Genomic DNA, 23093 nt, shown 5'->3' with positions numbered 1-23093 from the left:
GACTCTCCACGATGTCTCAGGCATGGGTCCGGTGCGCACGTGCGTGGGGTGCCGAGCCACCGGCCCGAGGTCAGCCCTGCTGAGGGTGATCGCAGCTCACGACGACACGCTCGTCGTGGACGTGGGTCGCCGGATGCCGGGCAGGGGGGCATGGCTGCACCCCGATCCTGACTGTCTCGAGAAGGCCGAACGCCGACGTGCGTTCGGGCGTGCCCTGCGTGTTGCGGGGCAGCCCGACACGAGCGCGGTGCACCGCCACCTCGAGCAGCAGGAGCAGGACGTCGTCGGGTAGTTCCCGGCGGCGAGGCCGATCGTCGATACGGAAAGCGGGTTGGAAGCCGATGGCTGCCCGATGAGCACGCACCGATGAGTACCCAGCGATGAGTACCCAGCACTAACGACGGTCCGACCCTGTCCGGGCGGACCGAGACAGGAGAGATGTGGCCAAGGTCCGCGTCTACGAGCTCGCCAAAGAGCTCGGGGTCGACAGCAAGACCATCATGACCAAGCTGAACGAGTTCGGTGAGTTCGTTCGCTCGGCATCCTCGACCATCGAACCGCCGGTCGTCCGCAAGCTGCGGGACACCTACCCGGTCGGTGGCGGAGGTTCCGCCCCCGCTGCAGCGCCCGCCCCGAAGGCACCGGCACGCCCGGCGCCCGCCCCGGCCGCCGCAGCCCCGACAGCACCCGCACCCGCTGCGCCGGTCGAGGCTCCTCGCCCCGCAGCCGCGGCCCCCGCCGCCCCTGCTCCCGCTCCGGCGGCAGCTCCGGCGACCCCCGCCCCGGCCCGTCCGGCTCCCGCGCGTCCGGCCCCGGCCGCCGTGCAGGCTCCCGCCGCCGCAGCCGCTCCGGCGGTCCGTCCCGGCCCGCGTCAGGCCGCGCCTGCCGCCCGCCCGGGCAACAACCCCTTCGCGCCGTCCCAGGGCATGCCCCGTCAGGGCGAGCGCACCGGCGGCCCGCGTCCGCCGCGTCCGGGCAACAACCCGTTCGCGCCGTCGCAGGGCATGCCGCGTCCGGGTGACCGTGACCGGCGTCCCGCTGCGGCCGAGGGCGCTCCGGCTGCCTCGGCGGGCGAGCGTCCGGGCGGTCCCCGTCCCGGTGGTCCCCGTCCCGGCGGTCCCCGTCCCAACCCGGGCATGATGCCGGGCCGCACGTCGAGCGGCGTGGGTCGTCCCGGCGAGCGTCCGGCCGGCCCCGGTGGCCGTGGTGGCCCCGGCGGCGCCGGTGGCGCGCGCGGCGGCTACGCCGGTCGTCCCGGCGGCGGCGGTGCGCCCGGTGGCGCTCCCGGTGCCGGCGGCGGTTTCGCCGGTCGTCCCGGTGGCGGCGGCGGTCGTCCCGGTGGTGCCGGTCGCGGCAGCACGCAGGGCGCCTTCGGTCGCGCGGGCGGTCGTCCCGTCCGTGGCCGCAAGTCGAAGCGTGCGAAGCGTCAAGAGTTCGAGCAGATGCAGGCCCCCTCGCTGGGTGGCGTGCAGGTTCCTCGCGGCAACGGCAAGACCGTCGTCCGCCTGCGCCACGGCTCGTCGCTCAACGACTTCGCCGACAAGATCGACGCCAACCCGGCCTCGCTGGTCACCGTGCTCTTCCACCTCGGTGAGATGGCCACGGCGACCCAGTCGCTCGATGAGGACACCTTCGGGACCCTCGCGGTCGAGCTCGGCTACGTCATCGAGATGGTGTCGGCCGAGGAGGAGGACCGCGAGCTGCTCGGGGCCTTCGACATCGACCTGGACGCCGAGCTCGAGGCCGAGGGCGACGAGGACCTGACGGCGCGGCCCCCCGTGGTCACCGTCATGGGTCACGTCGACCACGGAAAGACCAAGCTCCTCGACGCCATCCGCCAGACGGACGTCGTCGCGGGCGAGGCCGGCGGGATCACGCAGCACATCGGTGCCTACCAGGTGCACACCGTGCACGAGGGCATCGACCGTGCCGTCACGTTCATCGACACCCCGGGCCACGAGGCGTTCACCGCCATGCGTGCCCGTGGTGCGCAGGTGACCGACATCGCGATCCTCGTGGTCGCGGCCGACGACGGCGTGATGCCCCAGACCATCGAGGCGCTCAACCACGCCCAGGCGGCCGGCGTGCCGATCGTGGTCGCGGTCAACAAGGTGGACAAGGAGGGGGCCAACCCCGCCAAGATCCGCCAGCAGCTCACCGAGTACAACCTGGTGGCCGAGGAGTACGGCGGCGACACGATGTTCGTCGACGTCTCCGCGAAGCAGAACCAGGGCATCGACCAGCTGCTCGAGGCGGTCCTCCTCACGGCGGACGCGGCGCTCGACCTGCGGGCCAACGCCGACAAGGCAGCTCGTGGTGTCGCCATCGAGGCGAACCTCGACAAGGGCCGCGGTGCCGTCGCGACGGTGCTGGTCCAGTCGGGCACGCTCGAGGTCGGTGACGCCGTCGTGGCGGGCACGGCCTACGGCCGCGTCCGTGCGATGTTCGACGAGCACGGCGAGCCGGTCACGGTGGCGGGGCCGTCGCGTCCCGTCCAGGTGCTCGGCCTGACCTCGGTGCCCCGCGCCGGCGACACGTTCATCGTGGCTCCGGACGACCGCACCGCGCGTCAGATCGGCGAGAAGCGCGAGGCGGCCGAGCGTGCCGCACTCCTGGCCAAGCGTCGCAAGCGCATCAGCCTCGAGGACTTCACGCAGGCGCTCCAGCAGGGCAAGGTCGAGACCCTCAACCTGGTCCTCAAGGGCGACGTGTCGGGTGCCGTCGAGGCGCTCGAGGACGCGCTGCTCAAGATCGACGTGGGCGAGGAGGTCGAGCTGCGGGTCATCCACCGTGGGGTGGGTGCCATCACGCAGAACGACGTCAACCTGGCGACCGTCGACTCGGCGATCATCATCGGCTTCAACGTCAAGTACGCGGAGCGCGTCGAGGAGCTGGCGGACCGCGAGGGCGTCGACGTGCGCTTCTACTCGGTCATCTACCAGGCGATCGACGACGTCGAGGCTGCTCTCAAGGGCATGCTCAAGCCGGAGTACGAGGAGGTGCAGCTCGGTTCCGCCGAGGTGCGCGAGGTCTTCCGGTCGTCGAAGTTCGGCAACATCGCCGGGTCGATCGTCCGGTCGGGCCTCATCCGACGGAACACGAAGGCGCGCGTCTCGCGTGGCGGCAAGATCATCGGCGACAACCTGACGATCGAGTCGCTCAAGCGGTTCAAGGACGACGCCACGGAGGTCCGCGAGGGCTTCGAGTGCGGTATCGGCCTGGGCTCGTTCAACGACGTCGAGATCGGCGACACCATCGAGACCTGGGAGATGCGCGAGAAGCCTCGCGCCTGACCCCGGTGATCAACGCCCGCAGGGCGGGCGAGGAATCCTCCTCGCCCGCCCTGCGGTCTCTCAGGAGGAAAGGAACGTTCCGATGGCGGACACCGCCCGCGCCCGCAAGCTCAGCGAGCGCATCCAGCAGGTCGTCGCGCAGATGCTCGACACCCGGATCAAGGACCCGCGCCTGGGGTTCGTCACGGTCACCGACGTGCGCGTCACGGGTGACCTCCAGCACGCCGACGTCTTCTACACGGTGCTGGGCGACGACGCCGCGCGCACCGACACGGCCGCCGCGCTCGAGAGCGCGAAGGGCATCATCCGCTCGGAGGTGGGCAAGCAGACGGGGATCCGCCTGACGCCCTCGCTCGACTTCCACCTCGACGCGCTGCCCGACACCTCGGCCCAGCTCGACGCGGCGCTGCTCGAGGCCGCTCGCCGGGACCGCGAGGTCGCCGCGCTGGCGGCGCAGGCGAGCTTCGCCGGGGACTCCGACCCCTACAAGAAGCCCGACGAGGACGTCGAGGACTGAGCCGCACGCACGACGGCGCCCCCGAGGACCGGGGGCGCCGTCGTGCGTTCAGGCCCGGACGACGCGTCCGGTGTCGCGCGGCATCCAGACCAGCACCACGAGGGCGCCGAGGGCCACGACGAGTGCCGCGACCAGTGCCGCGGGCTGCAGGCCGGCGACGTAGCCGCCCGGCGTCAGGGTGCCGTCCGAGGCGGTGAACACCGCCACCAGCGCCGCGACCCCGAGGGCCCCGCCGATCTCCCGGATCGTCGCGTTGACCGAGCTCGCGGTGCCGTGGTCGTCGGGGGCCATGTCGAACAGCACCGCGGTGGCGCTCGGCGCGAACGTCAGGCCCATGCCGATGCCCGCCAGTGCCAGCCCGGGCACCAGGTCGGCGTAGACGAGCCCGTCGGTGCTGACGATGAGCCCCTGCCACGCCAGCCCGGCGGCCTGGAGGGCCAGCCCGGCCGTCAGCAGCGGACGGACGCCGATGCGGGGTGCGAGCATGCCGGCGATCGGGGCGAAGATCATCGGCGCCGCGGTCCACGGCAGCGTGCGGATGCCGGCCTGCAGCGGCGTGTAGCCCATGCCGATCTGCAGGTACTGGGCCAGCAGGAACACGAGCCCGAACACCCCGAACGAGAACGCCAGCGCGCTCGCGTTGGCCACGGAGAACGACCGCACGCGGAACAGCCGGAGCGGCACCAGGGGGTGGTCGGTCCGCGACTCGCGGTACAGGAACGCCGCGAGCAGCAGGACGCCGACGACGAGCCCGCCCACCACGGTCGTCGAGCCCCAGCCGTCGTCGTTCCCGCGGATGATCGCCCAGACGAGCGACAGGATGCCGGTCCCGGCGAGCGCGAGGCCCGCGACGTCGAGCGGCTGGCGACGACCGTGGGACTCGGGCAGCGCCCAGAGCACGAGCGGGATCGCGACCAGCGCGACCGGCACGTTGATCCAGAAGATGGCCTCCCACGAGATGCCGTCGACGACCGCGCCGCCGATGACCGGCCCGAGGGCGACCCCGAGGCCCGACACCCCGCCCCAGATGCCGATGGCCATCGCGCGGCGGGCGGCGGGCACGGCTCCGGCGAGGAGCGTGAGCGACAGCGGCATGATCGCGGCGGCTCCGGCGCCCTGCAGCGCGCGGGCGGCGATGAGCATCTCGGCGCTGGTGGACAGAGCGGAGGCGATCGAGGCGAGCGCGAAGAGCGTGATGCCGGCGACGAACACCCGGCGTCGGCCCCAGCGGTCACCCAGCGTCGCCGCGGCGATCATCAGCGTGGCGAAGCTGAGCGTGTAGGCGTTCACCATCCACTGCAGCTGCTCGAGCGACGCGGAGAGCTCGGTGCGCAGGACGGGCAGGGCGGTCGTCATGACGAGGTTGTCGAGCGTGGCCATGAACATCGGCAGCGACGCCGCGATCAGGGCGATCGCGGTGCCGCGGCGCCGCGCGGTGCCGGGCTCTCGCAGGACGCGCCCGGGTTCCTGAGGTGGTGCCGGCATCGTGACGGTCACGGGAGGCTCCTTGTTGGCATTGACTGATTACTAACAAGATTGACCGTAGGCATCGACTGATAACATGTCAACCATGTCTCTCGACCAGACCACGGACTGGACGGCGAAGAAGCCGGCCCAGCGCATGACCGGTGCCCAGCGCCGCGAGGAGATCCTCGTCGCGGCCCGCACGGTGTTCGCGGAGCGCGGCTACGCGGCCAGCACCGACGAGGTCGCGCGCGCCGCCGGCGTCTCGCAGCCCTACGTCGTGCGGTTGTTCGGCTCCAAGCGCGAGCTCTTCCTCGAGGCGTACAAGATGGCGAGCGCGGAGATCATCGCCGCGCTGTCGAGCGTTCCCCCAGGTCCCGATGCCATGATGCGCATGGGTGACGCGTACGTCGGCCTGCTCGCCGACCGCGACCTGCTGCGGCTGTCGATGTACGGCTTCATCGCGGGGGCCGACGACGAGGTCGGGCGGGTGGCCCGGCACACGCTGGGCGAGGCGTTCCGGCTGTTCCAGGAGCGGTCCGGCGCCGACGAGGACGCCGCCCGCGCGTTCGTCGCGCAGGGGATGCTCATCAACGTGCTGCTCGCGGTCGACGCGCCCGCGCACCGCGGCGAGGACGCCGGTCTGGACGCCCTCGTGCAGTGCGTGCAGGACGGCATCGCCGAGCGGCGCACCGCGTGAACCGTCCGCCGTCGTCGGGGGAGCGCAGGCCCACGGCCGCCGACGGTGTGGTGGTCGTCGACAAGCCCGCCGACTGGACCAGCCACGACGTCGTCGCCCGCATGCGCCGGCTGGCGAGCACCCGCAAGGTCGGCCACGCCGGGACGCTGGACCCCATGGCGACCGGCGTGCTGGTGATCGGCATCGGCCGCGCGACGCGGCTGCTCACGTACATCGTCGGGGCGGACAAGGAGTACACCGCGACGATCCGGCTGGGGGTCTCGACCACTACCGACGACGCCGAGGGTGAGCCGCTCGCGGTGGTCGACGCCGGCCGGGTGGCCGAGTCCGACGTCATCGCGGGCGTCGCCCGGCTGACCGGGGCGATCCAGCAGGTGCCCAGCGCGGTCTCGGCGATCAAGGTCGACGGCCAGCGCGCCTACGCCCGCGTCCGGGCGGGCCAGGACGTCGAGCTGGCGGCGCGGCCGGTCACGGTGAGTCGCTTCGACGTGCACGCGGTGCGCCCCGCGCGGACCGACGAGGGGACCGCCGTCCTCGACGTCGACGTCACCGTCGTGGTCTCGTCCGGCACGTACGTCCGGGCGCTGGCCCGCGACCTCGGTGCCGGGCTGGGCGTCGGCGGCCACCTCACGGCGCTGCGCCGCACCCGGGTGGGCGGCTACGGGCTGGACGTCGCCCGTTCTCTCGATGACCTCGCCGCGCTGCCGACGGACCGGCCGATCGACGTCGTGCCGCTCGCGGACGCGGCACGCGCGACCTTCCCGGTGCGCGAGCTCAGCGACGACGAGGCGCGCGCCCTGTCGTACGGGCAGGCCATCGCGGTCGTCGAGGGCTCGGCCCACGCGACCGTCGCCGGCATCCGGGCCGACGGCGAGCTGGTCGCGCTGCTCGAGGAGCGGGGCGGCAAGGTCCGCCCGGCGCTGGTGTTCGCCCCGGCCTGAGCCGCCCGTCGGCGTCGTCGTGGCGGTGACCGCGCGTCCGGGGTGGCAGGCTTGTCCGTCGGGCCCGGATCTCGACCCTGGGCACGAGCGACGAGGAGCAGGTGTGCAGGTCTGGAGGGAGCTGTCCGACGTGCCCGCGGACTTCGGTCCGTCGGTGGTGACGATCGGCAACTTCGACGGGGTCCACCGCGGCCACGTCGGTGTGCTGCAGCGCATGTGCGCCGACGCGCGCACGGCGGGCGCGCAGGCGGTGGCGGTGACGTTCAGCCCGCACCCGCAGCAGGTGCACCGGCCCGACACCGCACCGCCGCTGCTCACGGGCGACGCCGACCGCCTCGAGCTGCTCGAGCAGACCGGTCTGGACGCCGTGCTGCTGCTGGAGTACACCCTCGAGTTCGCCCGCCAGACGCCCGCCGAGTTCGTGCAGCGCTACCTCGTGGACGTGCTGCACGCCCGGACCGTCGTCGTCGGCCGCGACGTGCGCTTCGGCGTGGGCAACTCCGGCGACCTCTCGACGATGGTCGACCTCGGCCGCGAGCACGGCTTCGACGTCGAGGTGATCGAGGACGTCACTCCTGCGGCCGCCGCGGACCCGGGCAGCGCCGAGGACCGCGCGGCCGACCCGCTGCGCCGCCGGTGGTCGTCGACGTGGGTGCGCGAGCTGCTCGAGGTGGGCGACGTCGTGCAGGCCGCGCGTGTGCTCGGCCGACCGCACCGCGTCCGGGGCGTCGTGGTGCACGGGGACGCGCGCGGCCGCGACCTCGGCTTCCCGACCGCGAACCTGAGCCCGGACGCGGACGGCATGGTGCCCGCCGACGGCGTCTACGCGGGCTGGCTGCGCCGCGTGCGCGACGCGGACGGCACCCCGGTCGAGGCCTCCGATCCCGACCGGGTCCTGCCGGCGGCCGTCTCGATCGGCACCAACCCGACGTTCGACGGCGTCCAACGCCGCGTCGAGGCCTATGTGCTCGACCGCACGGACCTGGACCTCTACGACCAGGAGGTCGTGCTCGAGCTGGTCGAGCGCCTGCGTCCGACGCTGCGGTTCGACTCGGTCGACGAGCTGCTGGTCCAGATGCACGAGGACGTCGGCCGGGTGCGGGAGATCCTGGACGGGGCCGCCGTCGCCGGTGGCGATGCGGGGAGCGAGCCCGCAGCCTGATAGTCTGTGTGCGCCGTCAGAACGGCCGCGGAACGAGAGAGCCCGGGTGGACAAGCCCCGGAGCACCGCGCAACGAGACAACCTGGAGAACCGTGCCGCTCGAAAGTGCCGTCAAGCAGTCCATCATGACCGAGTACGCCACCCACGAGGGTGACACCGGTTCCCCCGAGGTCCAGATCGCGATGCTCACGCAGCGCATCAAGGACCTCACGGAGCACCTCAAGACCCACAAGCACGACCACCACAGCCGCCGCGGCCTGCTGCTGCTCGTCGGTCAGCGTCGTCGCCTTCTCGGCTACCTGCAGAAGGTCGACATCAACCGCTACCGCAGCATCATCGAGCGGCTCGGCCTGCGCCGATAACACCTCGCACCAGCCCGGACCCGCTCAGGGTCCGGGCTGGTGTGGCGTAACGGCACGTCGTTCCACCACGCATCACCAGCACCACCACACCGCGTCGGTCCGCTCGGTCCGGTCCTCGGTAGTGGCTTCCGGAAGCTCCCTGAGGAGGGTCCGGTGGCCTCGATCGAAGATCGCTCGCGGACGGCCGGCGCCTTCACCAAAGAGGAGGGCACCCGTGGAGGGTCCCGAGATCCAGTTCGCTGAGGCACTGATCGACAACGGTCGCTTCGGCACCCGCACCGTCCGCTTCGAGACCGGCCGCATCGCCAAGCAGGCCGCCGGTGCCGCCGTCGCCTACCTGGACGGCGAGACGACGCTGCTCGCCGCCACCACGGCCGGCAAGCACCCGAAGGAGCAGTTCGACTTCTTCCCGCTGACGATCGACGTCGAGGAGCGGTCCTACGCGGCCGGCAAGATCCCCGGCTCGTTCTTCCGCCGCGAGGGTCGTCCGTCCACCGAGGCCATCCTCGCGTGCCGCCTGATCGACCGCCCGCTGCGCCCCCTGTTCGTCAAGGGCCTGCGCAACGAGGTCCAGGTCGTCATCACCGTGCTGTCGATCCACCCGGACGACTCCTACGACACGCTGGCCATCAACGCGGCGTCCATCTCGACGCAGCTCTCGGGCCTGCCGTTCTCCGGCCCCGTCGCCGGTGTGCGCATCGCGCTCATCGACAACCAGTGGGTCGCGTTCCCGCGGTACTCCGAGCGCGAGCGCGCCACGTTCGACATGGTCGTCGCCGGCCGCGTCGTGGGTGATGACGTCGCGATCGCCATGATCGAGGCCGAGGCGCCCGAGAAGTCCTGGAACCTCATCAAGTTCGAGGGTGGCACCGCCCCCACGGAGGAGATCGTGTCCCAGGGCATCGAGGCGGCCAAGCCCTTCATCAAGGTGCTCGTCCAGGCCCAGCAGGAGCTGGCGTCGAAGGCCGCCAAGGAGACCCAGGACTTCCCGACGTTCCCCGACTACCAGGACGACGCCTACGCCGCCGTCGAGGCCGCCTCGACGCAGTCGCTCAGCGACGCGCTGAGCATCGCGGACAAGCAGACCCGCGAGAACCGCCTCGACGAGATCAAGGCCGAGGTCGTCGCGCAGCTCTCCGCGCAGTTCGAGGGTCGCGAGAAGGAGCTCTCCGCCGCGTACCGCTCGGTGCAGAAGAAGCTCATCCGCCAGCGCATCCTCACGGACGGCTTCCGCATCGACGGCCGCGGCCTGCGGGACATCCGCACGCTCTCGGCCGAGGTCGAGGTCCTGCCCCGCGTGCACGGCTCGGCCATCTTCGAGCGCGGCGAGACCCAGATCCTGGGCGTCACCACGCTGAACATGCTCCGCATGGAGCAGCAGCTCGACACGCTCTCCCCGGAGACGCGCAAGCGCTACATGCACAACTACAACTTCCCGCCGTACTCGACGGGCGAGACGGGTCGCGTCGGTTCGCCGAAGCGTCGCGAGATCGGCCACGGGGCGCTCGCCGAGCGCGCGCTCATGCCGGTGCTCCCGAGCCGCGAGGAGTTCCCGTACGCCATCCGCCAGGTCTCCGAGGCGCTGAGCTCCAACGGCTCGACGTCCATGGGCTCGGTCTGCGCGTCCACCCTGTCGCTGCTCAACGCCGGTGTGCCGCTGCGCGCGCCGGTCGCCGGCATCGCGATGGGCCTCGTCTCCGACACGGTGAACGGTGAGACCCGCTACGCGGCGCTCACCGACATCCTCGGCGCCGAGGACGCGTTCGGCGACATGGACTTCAAGGTCGCCGGTACCCGCGAGTTCGTCACGGCCATCCAGCTCGACACCAAGCTCGAGGGCATCCCCGCCTCGGTGCTGGCCGGCGCGCTGACGCAGGCGAAGGAGGCTCGCCTGGCGATCCTCGACGTCATCGCCGAGGCGATCGACGTGCCCGACGAGATGAGCCCGTTCGCCCCGCGCGTCATCACGGTGAAGGTGCCGGTCGACAAGATCGGCGAGGTCATCGGGCCGAAGGGCAAGATGATCAACCAGATCCAGGAGGAGACCGGCGCCGACATCTCGATCGAGGACGACGGCACGGTCTACATCGGCGCCACCGACGGTCCGTCGGCGGAGGCCGCGCGTGCGGCGATCAACGCGATCGCCAACCCGCACATGCCCGAGATCGGGGAGCGCTTCGTCGGCACGGTCGTCAAGACCACGACGTTCGGCGCGTTCATCTCCCTCTCGCCGGGCAAGGACGGTCTGCTGCACATCTCGCAGATCCGCAAGCTCGTCGGTGGTCGTCGCGTCGAGAACGTCGAGGACGTCCTGGCCGTGGGCCAGAAGGTCCAGGTCGAGATCGGCGAGATCGACCCGCGCGGCAAGCTGTCGCTGCACGCGGTGATCGACGAGGGCACCGAGGGCGCCGAGGCCGACACCGCCGACGCGATCGCGACCGAGCCGGCTGACGCCTGACGATGCCGCTGGACCTCCCGCTCGTCCGCCCGGGTCAGCCCGGGGCCGAGCAGTCCGTCGGGCAGGACGGGGACGCCATCGTGCGTCGTTCCGTCCTGCCCGGCGGGGTCCGCGTGCTCACGGAGCACATGCCGGGCCTGCGCTCGGCGACCGTGGGCGCGTGGGTGGGCGTCGGCTCGCGCGACGAGTCCGACGGCCACCACGGCTCGACGCACTTCCTCGAGCACCTGCTGTTCAAGGGCACCGCGCGCCGCACCGCGATGGACATCGCGGAGGCGTTCGACGCCGTCGGTGGCGAGGCCAACGCCGCCACCGGCAAGGAACACACGTGCTACTACGCACGGGTGCTCGACACCGACCTCCCGATGGCGGTCGACGTCATCGCGGACATGGTCACCTCCGCGCGCCTGGACACCGACGAGCTCGAGACCGAGCGCGGCGTGATCCTCGAAGAGCTCGCGATGAACGACGACGACCCCAGCGACGTAGTCCACGAGCAGTTCGCCGCCGCCGTCCTGGGCGCCCACGCGCTGGGCCGACCCATCGGCGGCACCCCCGACACCATCCGCGCGGTGCCGCGCGACGCGGTGTGGGAGCACTACCGCGAGCACTACCGGCCGTCGACCCTGGTGGTCACGGCCGCGGGCGGTGTCGACCACGACGTGCTCTGCGCGCAGGTCAGCGAGGCGCTGCTCACCGGCGGCTGGCCGCTCGACGCCGGTGCGGAGCCCCGCAGCCGCCGGGTGCCGACGGACGTCGCCGTGCAGGCCGGGCAGGGCGGCATCCCGGCGCAGGGCGTCGAGCGGACCATCCGCCGGCACACCGAGCAGGCGAACGTCATCATCGGCGGCACGTCACTGACGGCCACGGACCCGAAGCGGTTCACGCTGTCGGTGCTCAACGCGGTGCTCGGCGGGGGCATGTCGTCGCGCCTGTTCCAGGAGATCCGCGAGCGCCGCGGCCTCGCCTACTCCACCTACTCGTTCGCGTCCGGCCACGCCGACACCGGCGTCTTCGGGCTGTACGCCGGCTGCACGCCCGGCAAGGTCGACGAGGTCGTCGCGCTCATGGTCGCCGAGTGGGAGCGCATGGCTGACGCGCCCATCACGCAGGCCGAGCTCGAGCGGTCGATGGGTCAGCTGGCCGGCGGCCTGGTGCTCGGCATGGAGGACTCCGGGTCGCGCATGAGCCGGCTCGGCAAGTCCGAGCTCGTGCACGGCTCGCTGCTCAGCATCGACGAGTCGCTCGACCTGATCCGCGCGGTCACCGTGCAGGACGTGCAGGACCTGGCCGCCGAGCTGGCGTCACGCCCGCGCTCGGTCGTGCGCGTCGGACCCTTCGGGGACTGACGCCGGCGCAGGCGTCGGTCCGCCTCGCGACTCGGTGAGCCAGTCGATGCCGCGCGCCGTCGGGACGAGCGTGAGCGCGCAGCCGGCGGCGAGCACCGTGAGGAGCTCGTCGAGCGTCCAAAAGCCGTCGGCCGCGGACCTGAGCACCAGCCCCAGCGCGACTGCCGCGAGTGCCGACCGGCCGCCACCGGAGGCCGCCAGTCCAGCACCGACGACCAGCAGGAAGCCGAGCGCCGGGCTGACCAGCCACCAACCCGCTCCATCGGCCGCGGCGCGCGCGAGGACCACGATCCCGAGCGTGAGCACCGGGACGGCGACGAGCGCGCAGGACTCGGCCAGGGCCGTCGCGCTGGGCCGGTGACCGGGGGAGGGGACGCGCCCGAGCCACCATGTGGCGACCACGGAGGCGCCGACGACCAGCACCCCGGCGGCGGCCAGCCAGAAGGATCTCGACCCGACACCCAGCGGGGCGTCGGCCACCGTGTACGGGCCGGCCCAGCCTGGGGCGACGAGGTACACCCAGCCGGAGGCCCCGGCGGCGACGAGCGCGAGGCCGAGGATCATCGGGGCACGCGCGAGCGACGAGCCGCGCCGGGAGAGACCACGCGTCGCCGCCCACACCAGCAGGAGGCCGCCACAAATCTGGCGCGGCCACTCCATCGTGTAGGCCCGCAGCTCGTCGGGCGTCCAGCCGGGCTCACCGAACCGGGCCTGGAAGTCGACCGCCCGGACCCGCACGGCGAGGACGCCATAGCCGACGAGCAGCAGCACCACGACGACGGCCAGCCCCAGCAGAGCGAGAGTGTGGCGCCGTCGTCGGTTCACGGGTCTCCTTCGTCACGGGCCGGCCGCTGCCCCTCGTGTCGCATCGGCGTGTCGGCGTCCGAAGGTGAGTAGTCGGCACACATCGGGCTCGACAGCGCGATGATGGGGCATGGCCCTCGACCAGGTCGTCTATCGGCGCTACGCGCCCCCGCCCAGCGCGCTCGGCATCGTCGAGCACCTGTGGGTGGTGCACGTGCCTGACGGCGTCGTGGAGCGCGAGGTGCTGCTGCCGGACGGGCACGGGCTCGTGACGGTCGCGCGAGGCAACCCGGGGGAGCACATCGACCCGATGAGCCTGCTGCGCACGCCCGACGGCAGCGGCGTGCGGGGGCTCGCGGAGCGCGCGTTCGTCCGTGAGCAGCGCGGGCCGGCGGTCAGGCTCGGCGCGCAGCTCGACCCCGTGGCGCTCGCGCGGATGGGCGTGCGCAAGCCGTCCTACGACGTCATCGCGCTCGACTCCCTGCTGGGCGCGGGCGTCGAGCAGGAGTGCGTCGCGGCGCTCGAGCAGGGCAGGGACGCCGACGCGGCCGCCACGCTGGGGTCCGCGCTGGCCGTGCACACGGCACCCGTGATCACCGGTTCGCCGCTCGACGCGATCGCGCCCGTCCTGCGCTCCGTGATCGAGCAGCGCGGGCTGGTGCGCGCCTCTGACCTGGCACGGGAGGCCGACCTGGCGATCGGCGCGCTGTACCGGGAGGTCGTGCAGACCATCGGCATCACACCCGAGGCGTTCCTCGCCGCCGTGCGATTCTCGGCGTTCGTGCGCGACGCGGTCGGGCCGGGACCGGTGCGTCCCGGGGACGCCCTCGCGGTCCTGCAGTGGTACCTGCGGGCCGGGTACCCGCCGCGCGAGGTCGAGCGCTTCACGGGGCTGAGCCACGTGGAGCTGCGCCGGCTGGAGGCGGGGATCGCGGCGGCGCTCGGGGTCGCGGCCTGACGTTAGGGTTGCTGGTCGTGAGCGAGCGCATCAGGGTGGCCGTGCTGGGTGCGGCGGGCCGCATGGGATCGACCGTCGTGGCCGCCGTCGAGGCAGCCCCCGACCTGGAGCTGGTCGCCGCGCTCGACGCCGGCGCCGACCTGCAGCTGGTCGCCGACGCCGGGGCTCAGGTCGCCGTCGACTTCACCGTCCCGTCCGCCAGCGAGGGCAACGTGCACGCGCTGGTCGACGCGGGCATCCACCTCGTCGTGGGCACCACCGGCTGGACCGACGAGTCGCTGGCGCGCGTGCGGGACCACGTGGCCGACCGGCCGGGCGTCGGCGTGGTCGTGGCCCCCAACTTCGCGCTCGGCGCCGTGCTCGCCATGGCGTTCGCCGCGCGAGCGGCCCGCTGGTTCGAGTCCGCCGAGGTGATCGAGCTGCACCACCCGGACAAGATCGACGCCCCGTCCGGCACCGCTCGGCACACGGCGTCGGCCATCGCGGCCGCGCGCGCCGCCGCCTCGCTGGGTCCGCTGCCCGATGCGACGACGCAGGCGCTCGACGGGGCGCGCGGCGCGGATGTCGACGGCGTCCGCGTGCACTCCGTGCGGCTGCGCGGGCTGGTGGCGCACGAGGAGATCCTGCTGGGCAACGCGGGCGAGCAGCTGACCATCCGGCACGACTCGTTCGACCGCGTGAGCTTCATGCCCGGCGTGCTGCTGGCCGTGCGTCAGGTGGGTGCGCGTCCCGGCCTGACCGTCGGTCTCGAGCACCTGCTCGACCTGGCGTGAGCGTGGCGTCCTCGTCGAGCCGCGTCCGCTGGACCTCGATCGCGGGCGCCGTCGCGCTCACCGGTCTGCTGGCCCTCTACGTGTGGGTGGTCGCCACCCGCGCGACGGCGCTGATCCGCACCGGCGAGCCCGTCGGGATCGGCCTCGGCATCGCCTTCTGGATCCTGCCACCGCTGGTGATCTGGCTGGTCGCGCGCGAGTGGCGCCTCGCGGTGGACGTGCAGCGGATGGCCGACGAGCTCGCCGCGGCGGACGAGCTGCCCGTCGACGACCTGCCGCGCTCGCCGGGCGGCCGGATCGACCGCGCCGCGGCCCGCGCCGCGTTCGAGCCGGCGCGCGAGCTGGCCGAGGCGGAGCCGGACGACTGGCGGTCCTGGTACCACCTGGCGTTCGCCTACGACGCGGCGGGGGACCGGCGGCGCGCCCGGGAGTCCCTGCGCAAGGCGAGCAGGCTGCACCGGTCGTAGGCGTCAGATCGAGGCCGACCAGCGGTGCTCGGTGACGGTGCGGGTCGACCCGTCGGGCATCAGCCCCGAGATGAGCTCGCGGGCGACGTCGTCGGGACCCAGGCCGGCGGACGCCAGGAACCGCGCGCGCGCCTCGTCGCCGTCGAGCACCCAGGTGTGCAMCTGGTCGGCGCCGTCSTCGCGGAGCGTGTCGACGGCGGCCGCGAGCAGCCGCGACCCGTGACCGACGCGCTGGCGCGCCGGCTCGACCTCGAGCGCGAGGATCGCCCCGCCGGGCGCGTCGAAGGGCCGACCCTCGGGCGCGGGGACCGGCGCGACGGAGACCACGCCGACCACCGTCGGGCCGTCGCACGCCACGAGCACCCGGTAGCCGGACGGCGGCGCGACGACGGCCGCGGCCCACTGGTCCTCGATCGCCCGCTCGTCGAGCAGGTCCAGGGCGCCCTGGCCAAGGACCTCGGCGTGCGAGACGCGCCAGGCCTCGACCTGGACACGGGCGATCGCGTGCTCGTCGCCGCGGACCGCGGGGCGGACCGAGACGTCGGCGTTGTCGGTGAACAGCGGCATCAGACCTCGACGGGTTCGGGGGTGGTCTCGTGCACCACGGCCTTGGGCGGGTGCTTGACCGACATCTTGTCGATCCACGCTAGCGCGACCGCGGAGACGATGAAGGCGAGGTGGATCACGGTCTGCCAGAGCAGCACGTCGGTGCCGCTGGAGTCGATGATCGTGCGGGCCTCGATGAAGCTGCGCAGCAGGTGGATCGACGAGATCCCGATGATCGACATGGCCAGCTTGGTCTTGAGCACGTTCGCGTTCACGTGCGAGAGCCACTCGGGCTGGTCGGGGTGGCCGTCGAGCTTGATGCGGGACACGAACGTCTCGTAGCCGCCGACGATCACCATGATGAGCAGGTTCGCGATCATCACGACGTCCACCAGGCCGAGGACGCCGAGCATGATCGCCTCCTCGGACAGCCCCCCGTGCAGGAAGACCTCCTCGGCGATGTGCCAGAGCTCGAGCATGAACTGCCAGACGTAGATCGCCTGCGCGACGATCAGGCCCAGGTACAGGGGCACCTGGAGCCAGCGGGAGAAGAAGATCAGCGAGCCGAGACGGTTGCTGCGGACGGGAGCGGCCATGGGGTCCTCCGGGTGGTGACGGGTGCCGGGCGCGAGTGCGCGCCACGCGGCAGGGCGTTCGGACGCCCAACGGTCGAGGGCGGCGAATGGTGCCCGCTACGGCATGCCGAGCGCGCGCAGCACGGCCGCGGTGACCGCGGCGAGGAGCACGACCACGACGAACGGTGCCCGCAGGACCAGGGCGACGGCGGCCACGACCAGCGCGGGGATGCGGGCGTCGAGCACGATCTCGTTCCCGCGGGTGGCGGCCTGCACCGCCACCAGCGCCGACAGCAGCGCGACCGTGACCAGCGCGGCGGTGCGGGCCACCCGCGGCTCGGCGAGCCAGTGCTTGGGCACCAGGTGCCCGGCCAGCTTGATCCCGAAGCACACGGCGCTCGCGACGAGCAGCGCGACCCAGGTGACGGCGTTGCTCATACGGCCGGCTCCGGTGCCTTCACGACGAACCCCGCCACGATGGCCACGCCGGCCGCGAGCAGCACCGGGATCCCGGCGGGGGTCACCGGCGTGAGCGCCAGGGCGACCACGACCGCGCCGCCCGCGACGAGGCGCGCCAGACCGGTGCCGGGTCCGGTGATCCGCGGCCAGACCAGGGCGAGGAACGCAGCCGCGGCGGCGGCGTCGAGCCCGTACCGGCGGGGATCGCCCAGCCGGTCGCCGACGAGCGCCCCGGCGAGCGTGAAGAGGTTCCACAGCACGAAGACGCCCACGCCCGTCCACCAGAACCCGAGCCTGGCGGCGTGCGGAGCCTTGTGCACCGTGGCCACGGCGGTGGACTCGTCGATCGTCAGGTGGGCGGCGACCGGCCGGCGCCAGCCGTGGGCGTCGATGAGCGGCGCGACCTGCGGGCCGTACAGACCGTTGCGCACGCCGAGCAGCCCCGCGGTCGCGATGGCGGCGCCGGCGAGCCCGCCCGCGCCGACCACGCCGATGAACGCGAACTGCGAGCCGCCCGAGAACATCAGCAGGCTCAGCGCCATCGCCTGCGGCACGGACAGCCCCGCGGCCACGGCGAGCGCACCGAACGAGATCCCGTACAGGCCGGTGGCCAGCGCGACCGAGACGGCCTGCCGGATGGCGGCCCGTCCCTCGGCGTCCTGCGTCACGCGGGCAACTGTGGCACAGCGGGCAGCGGTCAGATCGCCACGTACACGCTGTCGAGATACTCCTCGATGCCGGCCTCGCCGCCCTCGCGACCGAGGCCGGACGACTTCACGCCGCCGAAGGGCGCGCTGGCGTCCGAGACCAGGCCGCGGTTGATCCCGAGCATGCCCGTCTCGACGGACTCCGCCAGGCGCATCGCCCGCGCGATGTCGCGGGTGTACGCGTAGGCGACCAGCCCGAACGGCGTGGAGTTGGCCAGGGCGACGCCCTCGTCCTCGGACCCGAAGGTCACCACGGGGGCCACCGGGCCGAACGTCTCCTCCGTGATGACGCGCAGGTCCGCGGAGACGCGGTCGAGCACGGTGGGCGCGTAGAAGTAGCCGGGCCGGTCGGGCCGGTCGCCGCCGATCCGCACCCGGGCGCCGGCGTCCACGGCCTCCGCGACGACCTCCTCGACGCGGTCCACGGCCGACTTCTCGATGAGCGGCCCGACCGTCGTGCCCTCGTCGGCACCGTGCCCGACGACGAGCTCGTCGAACGCCGCGGTCAGGCCGGCGGTGAACTCCTCGGCCACGGACGCGTGCACGAGGAAGCGGTTGGCGGCGACACAGGTCTGGCCGGCGTTGCGCATCTTGGCCTGGACCGCGCCCTGCACGGCCGCGGGGATGTCGGCGTCCTCGAAGACGAGGAACGGAGCGTTGCCGCCCAGCTCCATCGAGGTGCGCAGGATGTTGTCGGCCGACGCCTTGAGCAGCGCCGCCCCGACCTCGGTCGAGCCGGTGAACGAGAGCTTGCGCAGCCGCGGGTCGGCCAGCAGGGGCCCGGAGATGCTGCGGGCGGAGGCGGACGGCACGACGTTGATCACGCCCGTGGGCAGCCCGCGACCCTCGAGCTCCTCACGGATGATCTCCGCCACGTACGCGGTGGTCAGCGGCGTCAGCTGGGCCGGCTTGATGACGACCGTGCAGCCGGCCGCCAGCGCGGGCGCCACCTTGCGGGCGATCATCGCGATGGGGAAGTTCCACGGCGTGATCAGCAGGGCGGGGCCCACGGGGCGTCGCAGCACCAGCTGGTGGTTGGTGCCCGAGGGCGCCCGGCGGGCGAGGCCCTCGAAGCGGACGGCCTGCTCGGAGTACCAGCGGACGTAGTCGGCGCCGTAGGCAACCTCGGCGCGCGACTCGGCCAGCGGCTTGCCCCCCTCGGCCGTGACCAGCGCGGCGATGTCCTCGGTGCGCGCGGTCAGCGTCTCGTAGACCGCCCGCAGCAGCTCGGCACGCACCCGGGGGGCGGTCGCGCGCCACTCGGGGAAGGAGGCGTGCGCGGCCGAGAGGGCGTCGAGGGCGTCCTGCTCCCCGCCGTCCGCGACGTCGAACAGGGTCTCGGTGGTCGCGGGGTCGGCGACCTCGAACGTGCGGCCGGTGCTCGCGGGGCGCCACGCCCCGTCGATGAGCACCCCGGTGGGCACGTGGGCGGCGACGGTGGGGGGCAGGGACGACGGCGTCATACCGGTGAGTATCACTCGCCGCGCCCGCCGACGCACCGTCGTGCGCGCGTCCGGACGCAGCCGGCGCACCTACGATGACGCACATGACGGACGCGCCTGTGCCCTCCCCGTACGAGGACCTCCTCCGGCTGGTCCTGGAGACCGGCACCCCGAAGTCCGACCGGACGGGGACGGGAACCCGGAGCGTGTTCGGCCACCAGATGCGCTTCGACCTGTCGGCGGGCTTCCCGCTGGTCACGACGAAGCGGGTGCACCTGCGCTCGATCGTCCACGAGCTGCTGTGGTTCCTGCGCGGCGAGTCCAACGTGGCCTACCTGCACGAGAACAACGTGACCATCTGGGACGAGTGGGCCGGACCCGACGGCGAGCTGGGCCCGGTCTACGGGGTGCAGTGGCGCAGCTGGCCGACGCCCGACGGCGGCCACATCGACCAGATCACCGAGCTGCTCGCCAACCTGCGTCGCGACCCCGACTCCCGTCGGCACATCGTCTCGGCCTGGAACGTGGCGGACATCCCGTCGATGGCGCTCGCCCCGTGCCACGCGTTCTTCCAGTTCTACGTGGCCGACGGACGGCTGAGCTGCCAGCTCTACCAGCGGTCGGCGGACCTCTTCCTCGGGGTGCCGTTCAACATCGCGTCCTACGCGCTGCTGACGCACATGGTCGCCCAGCAGGTCGGCCTCGAGGTGGGCGACTTCGTGTGGACCGGCGGCGACTGCCACATCTACGACAACCACGTCGACCAGGTGCGCGAGCAGCTCACCCGGACGCCGTACCCCGCGCCGACGCTCCGGCTCCGCAAGGCGGACTCGCTCTTCGACTACACGTTCGACGACGTCGAGGTCCTCGACTACCAGTACCACCCCGCCATCAAGGCCCCGGTGGCCGTGTGAGCCTCGCGCTCGTCTGGGCCCAGACGCCCACGGGCGTCATCGGGCGCGACGGCACGCTGCCGTGGCACGTCCCCGAGGACATGGCGCACTTCCGCGAGCTCACCCGCGGGCACCCCGTGATCATGGGTCGGGCGACCTGGGAGTCCCTCCCGCCGCGGTTCCGCCCGCTGCCGGACCGGGACAACATCGTGCTCACGCGCACGCCGGGGTTCGAGGCGGCCGGCGCGCTGGTCGCGCACGGCATCGACGAGGCGCTGCGGCTCGTCGGCGACCGCGACGCGTGGGTCATCGGCGGCGGGCAGGTCTACGAGGCCTTCCTGCCCCGCGCCGACCGGGTCGAGATCACCGTGGTGTCGCTCGACGTCGGCGGCGACACGCGAGCACCGGCGCTCGACGCGAGGGAGTGGCGGCGCGGCGGACCGGACCGCGACCGGGGCTGGCAGGTCTCCAGCGCCGGCGGCACCCGGTACCGGTTCGAGACCTACGTGCGCGCCTGAGCTCGTTCGGTCGTGGGACCCTCCGGACGGCGACCACCCTCGGGGCGGTACCGTGGCCCCATGCCGCGCACCTCCACGTCCGCCCGACCGTTCGGGACCGTGCTCACCGCGATGGTCACGCCCCTGACGGCAGACGGTGCGGTCGACCTCGGCGCCGCCGTGCAGCTCGCCCGGCACCTGGTCGACCACGGCAACGACGGACTGGTCCTCAACGGCACGACGGGCGAGGCGTCCACCACGCACGCCCCCGAGAAGGCCGAGCTCGTGCAGGCGGTCGTCGAGGCCGTGGGCGACCGCGCGTGGGTCATCGCGGGCGCCGGGTCGAACGACACCGCGCACGCGGTGCGCATGGCGGAGCAGGCGGCCGAGGCCGGTGCGCACGGCCTGCTCGTCGTCAGCCCGTACTACTCGCGGCCCTCGCAGGAGGGCGTCCGCCGGCACGTCGAGGCGGTGGCCGACGCCACCGCCCTGCCGGTCATGCTGTACGACGTCCCGGGCCGCACGGGCGTCCGGTTCGCGCCCGAGACCATCGACGCGCTCGCGGGCCACGACCGTGTCGTCGCCATGAAGGACGCCAGCGGCGACCTCTACGGCGCCGCCAAGGCCATCGCCCGCACGGGTCTGGCCTGGTACTCCGGCGACGACAGCGCGTTCCTCGCGCTCCTCGCGCACGGCGCCGTCGGGATCGTCAGCGTGTCCGGCCACGTCGCGGGCGACCAGCTGGCGCAGATCGGCCGCGCGTTCGACGCCGGTGACCACGGCACCGCGCTCACCCTCTTCCGATCGATCATCCCCGCGATCGACGCACTCAACGGCGCCGGCTTCCAGGCCGTCGCCGCGAAGGCCGCGCTCCAGGTGCTGGGCGTGCTGCCCGAGCGCTCGGTGCGCCTCCCGCTCGTCCCCGCGTCCGACGACGAGCTCGCGCTGATCCGCGACGGCCTGCGGGCCGCCGGGCTGCTCGATCTCGTCGGCTGACCGCATCTGATCCCACCAGGAGCCCCATGAGTCACCCGCACCCCGAGCTCACCCTGCCGCCGGCCCTGGCCGACGGCGCCCTGCGAGTCGTCGCACTGGGTGGTCTCGGAGAGGTCGGCCGCAACATGGCCGTCCTCGAGTACGCCGGCCGCCTGCTCGTCATCGACTGCGGCGTCCTGTTCCCCGAGGACCACCAGCCCGGCGTCGACCTGATCCTGCCCGACTTCGAGTACATCAAGGACCGCCTCGACGACATCGAGGCGATCGTCCTGACGCACGGCCACGAGGACCACATCGGCGCCGTGCCGTACCTGCTGCGGCTGCGCAAGAACATCCCGCTGGTCGGCTCCAAGCTCACGCTCGCCTTCATCGAGGCCAAGCTGAAGGAGCACCGGATCCAGCCGACCACCCGGGAGGTCCGCGAGGGCCAGCGCGTGTCGTTCGGCGCGTTCGACTGCGAGTTCGTCGCGGTGAACCACTCGATCCCGGACGCCCTCGCCGTCGCCGTCCGGACGCCCGCGGGCACCGTCCTGCACACCGGCGACTTCAAGATGGACCAGCTCCCGCTCGACGGCCGCATCACCGACCTGCGGGCGTTCGCGCGGCTCGGCGAGGAGGGCGTCGACCTGTTCATGGTCGACTCCACCAACGCCGAGGTGCCCGGGTTCGTGGCGCAGGAGCGCGGCATCGGCCCGGTCCTCGACCAGGTCTTCGCCGACTCGACCAAGCGCATCATCGTGGCGTCGTTCGCGTCCCACGTGCACCGCGTGCAGCAGGTGCTCGACGCCGCCTACGCGCACGACCGCAAGGTCGCGCTCGTCGGTCGCTCCATGGTCCGCAACATGGGCATCGCCTCCGAGCTCGGCTACCTCAAGGTGCCCGAGGGCGTGCTCGTCGACCTCAAGCAGGTCGACTCGCTGCGCGACGACGAGATCGTGCTCATGTGCACCGGCTCGCAGGGCGAGCCCATGGCCGCGCTGTCCCGGATCGCCAACAACGACCACAAGGTCTCCGTCGGCCCCGGCGACACGGTCATCATGGCCTCGTCGCTCATCCCCGGGAACGAGAACGCCGTCTTCCGCGTGATCAACGGCCTGACCCGGCTCGGGGCCCGCGTCGTGCACTCGGGCAACGCCAAGGTGCACGTCTCCGGCCACGCCAGCGCCGGCGAGCTCCTGTACTGCTACAACATCCTCAAGCCGCGCAACGTCATGCCGGTGCACGGCGAGATCCGGCACCTGGTGGCCAACGCGGCGCTGGCCGTGCAGACCGGCGTGCCGGCCGACCGGGTGGTGCTGGCCGAGGACGGCGTGGTCGTCGACCTGGTCAACGGCCGGGCGCGCATCGTCGGGGCGGTGCCGTGCGGCTACGTCTACGTCGACGGTTCGAGCGTCGGCGAGATCACCGAGGTGGAGCTCAAGGACCGTCGGATCCTGGGCGACGAGGGCTTCATCTCGATCTTCGCCGTGGTCAGCTCCGCCGACGGCAAGGTGCTCGCCGGTCCGCAGATCCACGCCCGCGGGTTCGCGGAGCAGGACGCCGTGTTCGACGACATCCTCCCCGAGCTCACGGCGGCGCTCGAGGAGTCGGCGCGCAACGGAAACTCCGACGCGCACGTGCTGCAGCAGGTGATGCGCCGGGTGGTCGGCCGCTGGGTGTCCAACCGCCTGCGCCGCCGGCCGATGATCATCCCGGTGGTCGTCGAGGCCTGACCGAACGATCCGCACGGC

At 72.8% G+C, this 23093-nt stretch carries 23 protein-coding genes; 16 read left to right on the top strand and 7 right to left on the bottom strand.

Annotation, left to right across the window (positions count from 1 at the left end):
- The first annotated feature begins 22 nt into the window (after positions 1-22).
- The 3 genes from AC1DQC_RS04535 to rbfA all read left to right on the top strand — a co-directional run bounded on the left by AC1DQC_RS04535 (position 23) and on the right by rbfA (position 3810).
- On the top strand, positions 23-292 hold the full coding sequence (locus AC1DQC_RS04535; protein WP_477050025.1) for a YlxR family protein: 270 nt from the start codon (positions 23-25) through the stop codon (positions 290-292).
- A 148-nt stretch (positions 293-440) separates the two neighbouring features.
- Positions 441-3293: a translation initiation factor IF-2 gene (infB, locus tag AC1DQC_RS04530; protein ID WP_477050024.1), complete on the top strand. Its 2853-nt coding sequence runs from the start codon at positions 441-443 to the stop codon at positions 3291-3293.
- A gap of 82 nt (positions 3294-3375) precedes the next feature.
- The gene (rbfA, locus tag AC1DQC_RS04525) at positions 3376-3810 is read left to right on the top strand and encodes a 30S ribosome-binding factor RbfA (RefSeq protein WP_477050023.1); all 435 of its coding nucleotides are present in this window, start codon (positions 3376-3378) and stop codon (positions 3808-3810) included.
- A 48-nt stretch (positions 3811-3858) separates the two neighbouring features.
- Here the strand turns inward: rbfA and AC1DQC_RS04520 are convergent, their stop codons facing one another.
- Entirely contained in the window at positions 3859-5295 is a 1437-nt protein-coding gene (locus AC1DQC_RS04520) for an MFS transporter (RefSeq protein ID WP_477050074.1), read from the bottom strand.
- 85 nt (positions 5296-5380) lie between these two features.
- On the opposite strand from AC1DQC_RS04520, the gene AC1DQC_RS04515 reads away from it, so the two are divergent.
- The 6 genes from AC1DQC_RS04515 to AC1DQC_RS04490 all read left to right on the top strand — a co-directional run bounded on the left by AC1DQC_RS04515 (position 5381) and on the right by AC1DQC_RS04490 (position 12246).
- On the top strand, positions 5381-5974 hold the full coding sequence (locus AC1DQC_RS04515; RefSeq protein ID WP_477050022.1) for a TetR/AcrR family transcriptional regulator: 594 nt from the start codon (positions 5381-5383) through the stop codon (positions 5972-5974).
- On the top strand, positions 5971-6915 hold the full coding sequence (gene truB / locus AC1DQC_RS04510; protein ID WP_477050021.1) for a tRNA pseudouridine(55) synthase TruB: 945 nt from the start codon (positions 5971-5973) through the stop codon (positions 6913-6915). Before AC1DQC_RS04515 ends, truB begins: the two co-directional genes overlap by 4 nt.
- 103 nt (positions 6916-7018) lie before the next feature.
- Entirely contained in the window at positions 7019-8077 is a 1059-nt protein-coding gene (locus AC1DQC_RS04505) for a bifunctional riboflavin kinase/FAD synthetase (RefSeq protein ID WP_477050020.1), read from the top strand.
- A gap of 92 nt (positions 8078-8169) precedes the next feature.
- Entirely contained in the window at positions 8170-8439 is a 270-nt protein-coding gene (rpsO, locus tag AC1DQC_RS04500; protein WP_028049909.1) for a 30S ribosomal protein S15, read from the top strand.
- Between the two features lie 214 nt (positions 8440-8653).
- Positions 8654-10897 carry a polyribonucleotide nucleotidyltransferase gene (locus tag AC1DQC_RS04495; protein ID WP_477050019.1) on the top strand — a complete coding sequence of 748 codons (2244 nt, stop codon included), beginning with the start codon at positions 8654-8656 and terminating at the stop codon, positions 10895-10897.
- Between the two features lie 2 nt (positions 10898-10899).
- Positions 10900-12246, top strand: coding sequence for a M16 family metallopeptidase (locus AC1DQC_RS04490; RefSeq protein WP_477050018.1), 1347 nt, complete (start codon positions 10900-10902; stop codon positions 12244-12246).
- Here AC1DQC_RS04490 and AC1DQC_RS04485 read toward each other — a convergent pair.
- A complete protein-coding gene (locus AC1DQC_RS04485) occupies positions 12202-13071 on the bottom strand; it encodes a hypothetical protein (RefSeq protein ID WP_477050017.1) in 870 nt (289 codons plus the stop codon). The genes AC1DQC_RS04490 and AC1DQC_RS04485 overlap by 45 nt on opposite strands.
- Before the next feature lie 109 nt (positions 13072-13180).
- Here AC1DQC_RS04485 and AC1DQC_RS04480 point away from each other — a divergent pair, with 109 nt between their 5' ends.
- The 3 genes from AC1DQC_RS04480 to AC1DQC_RS04470 are packed head-to-tail and all read left to right on the top strand — an operon-like array spanning position 13181 to position 15248.
- Positions 13181-14008 carry a hypothetical protein gene (locus AC1DQC_RS04480; RefSeq protein ID WP_477050016.1) on the top strand — a complete coding sequence of 276 codons (828 nt, stop codon included), beginning with the start codon at positions 13181-13183 and terminating at the stop codon, positions 14006-14008.
- A gap of 17 nt (positions 14009-14025) precedes the next feature.
- On the top strand, positions 14026-14781 hold the full coding sequence (gene dapB, locus AC1DQC_RS04475) for a 4-hydroxy-tetrahydrodipicolinate reductase (RefSeq protein ID WP_477050015.1): 756 nt from the start codon (positions 14026-14028) through the stop codon (positions 14779-14781).
- Between the two features lie 2 nt (positions 14782-14783).
- Complete coding sequence (locus tag AC1DQC_RS04470) at positions 14784-15248, top strand: tetratricopeptide repeat protein (protein WP_477050073.1); 465 nt, start codon at positions 14784-14786, stop codon at positions 15246-15248.
- A gap of 3 nt (positions 15249-15251) precedes the next feature.
- Here AC1DQC_RS04470 and AC1DQC_RS04465 read toward each other — a convergent pair whose 3' ends face one another.
- The 5 genes from AC1DQC_RS04465 to AC1DQC_RS04445 form a co-directional block, all read right to left on the bottom strand.
- Positions 15252-15815: an N-acetyltransferase family protein gene (locus AC1DQC_RS04465; RefSeq protein ID WP_477050014.1), complete on the bottom strand. Its 564-nt coding sequence runs from the start codon at positions 15813-15815 to the stop codon at positions 15252-15254.
- Complete coding sequence (locus tag AC1DQC_RS04460; RefSeq protein WP_477050013.1) at positions 15815-16390, bottom strand: TIGR00645 family protein; 576 nt, start codon at positions 16388-16390, stop codon at positions 15815-15817. The genes AC1DQC_RS04465 and AC1DQC_RS04460 overlap by 1 nt, the downstream gene beginning before the upstream one ends.
- A gap of 96 nt (positions 16391-16486) precedes the next feature.
- Positions 16487-16807, bottom strand: a complete 321-nt coding sequence (locus AC1DQC_RS04455) for an AzlD domain-containing protein (RefSeq protein WP_477050012.1) — start codon at positions 16805-16807, stop codon at positions 16487-16489.
- On the bottom strand, positions 16804-17496 hold the full coding sequence (locus AC1DQC_RS04450) for an AzlC family ABC transporter permease (protein ID WP_477050011.1): 693 nt from the start codon (positions 17494-17496) through the stop codon (positions 16804-16806). Before AC1DQC_RS04450 ends, AC1DQC_RS04455 begins: the two co-directional genes overlap by 4 nt.
- Positions 17497-17525: 29 nt before the next feature.
- Entirely contained in the window at positions 17526-18998 is a 1473-nt protein-coding gene (locus AC1DQC_RS04445; RefSeq protein WP_477050010.1) for an NAD-dependent succinate-semialdehyde dehydrogenase, read from the bottom strand.
- 83 nt (positions 18999-19081) lie between these two features.
- Here AC1DQC_RS04445 and AC1DQC_RS04440 point away from each other — a divergent pair, with 83 nt between their 5' ends.
- From AC1DQC_RS04440 to AC1DQC_RS04425, 4 genes are read left to right on the top strand one after another with little or no spacing between them, the layout of a single operon-like run.
- On the top strand, positions 19082-19891 hold the full coding sequence (locus AC1DQC_RS04440; RefSeq protein WP_477050009.1) for a thymidylate synthase: 810 nt from the start codon (positions 19082-19084) through the stop codon (positions 19889-19891).
- On the top strand, positions 19888-20388 hold the full coding sequence (locus AC1DQC_RS04435) for a dihydrofolate reductase (protein ID WP_477050008.1): 501 nt from the start codon (positions 19888-19890) through the stop codon (positions 20386-20388). The genes AC1DQC_RS04440 and AC1DQC_RS04435 overlap by 4 nt, the downstream gene beginning before the upstream one ends.
- Before the next feature lie 60 nt (positions 20389-20448).
- Complete coding sequence (gene dapA, locus AC1DQC_RS04430) at positions 20449-21363, top strand: 4-hydroxy-tetrahydrodipicolinate synthase (protein ID WP_477050007.1); 915 nt, start codon at positions 20449-20451, stop codon at positions 21361-21363.
- A gap of 26 nt (positions 21364-21389) precedes the next feature.
- Positions 21390-23075 (top strand): ribonuclease J, encoded by a 1686-nt coding sequence (locus AC1DQC_RS04425; protein ID WP_477050006.1) that lies wholly within the window; start codon positions 21390-21392, stop codon positions 23073-23075.
- Positions 23076-23093: the final 18 nt, after the last annotated feature.

The organism is Cellulomonas sp. P4_H12 (genome assembly GCF_056400905.1).
The sequence above is the reverse complement of the archived record's forward strand: the minus strand, read 5'-3'. Positions and strand labels throughout refer to the sequence as shown.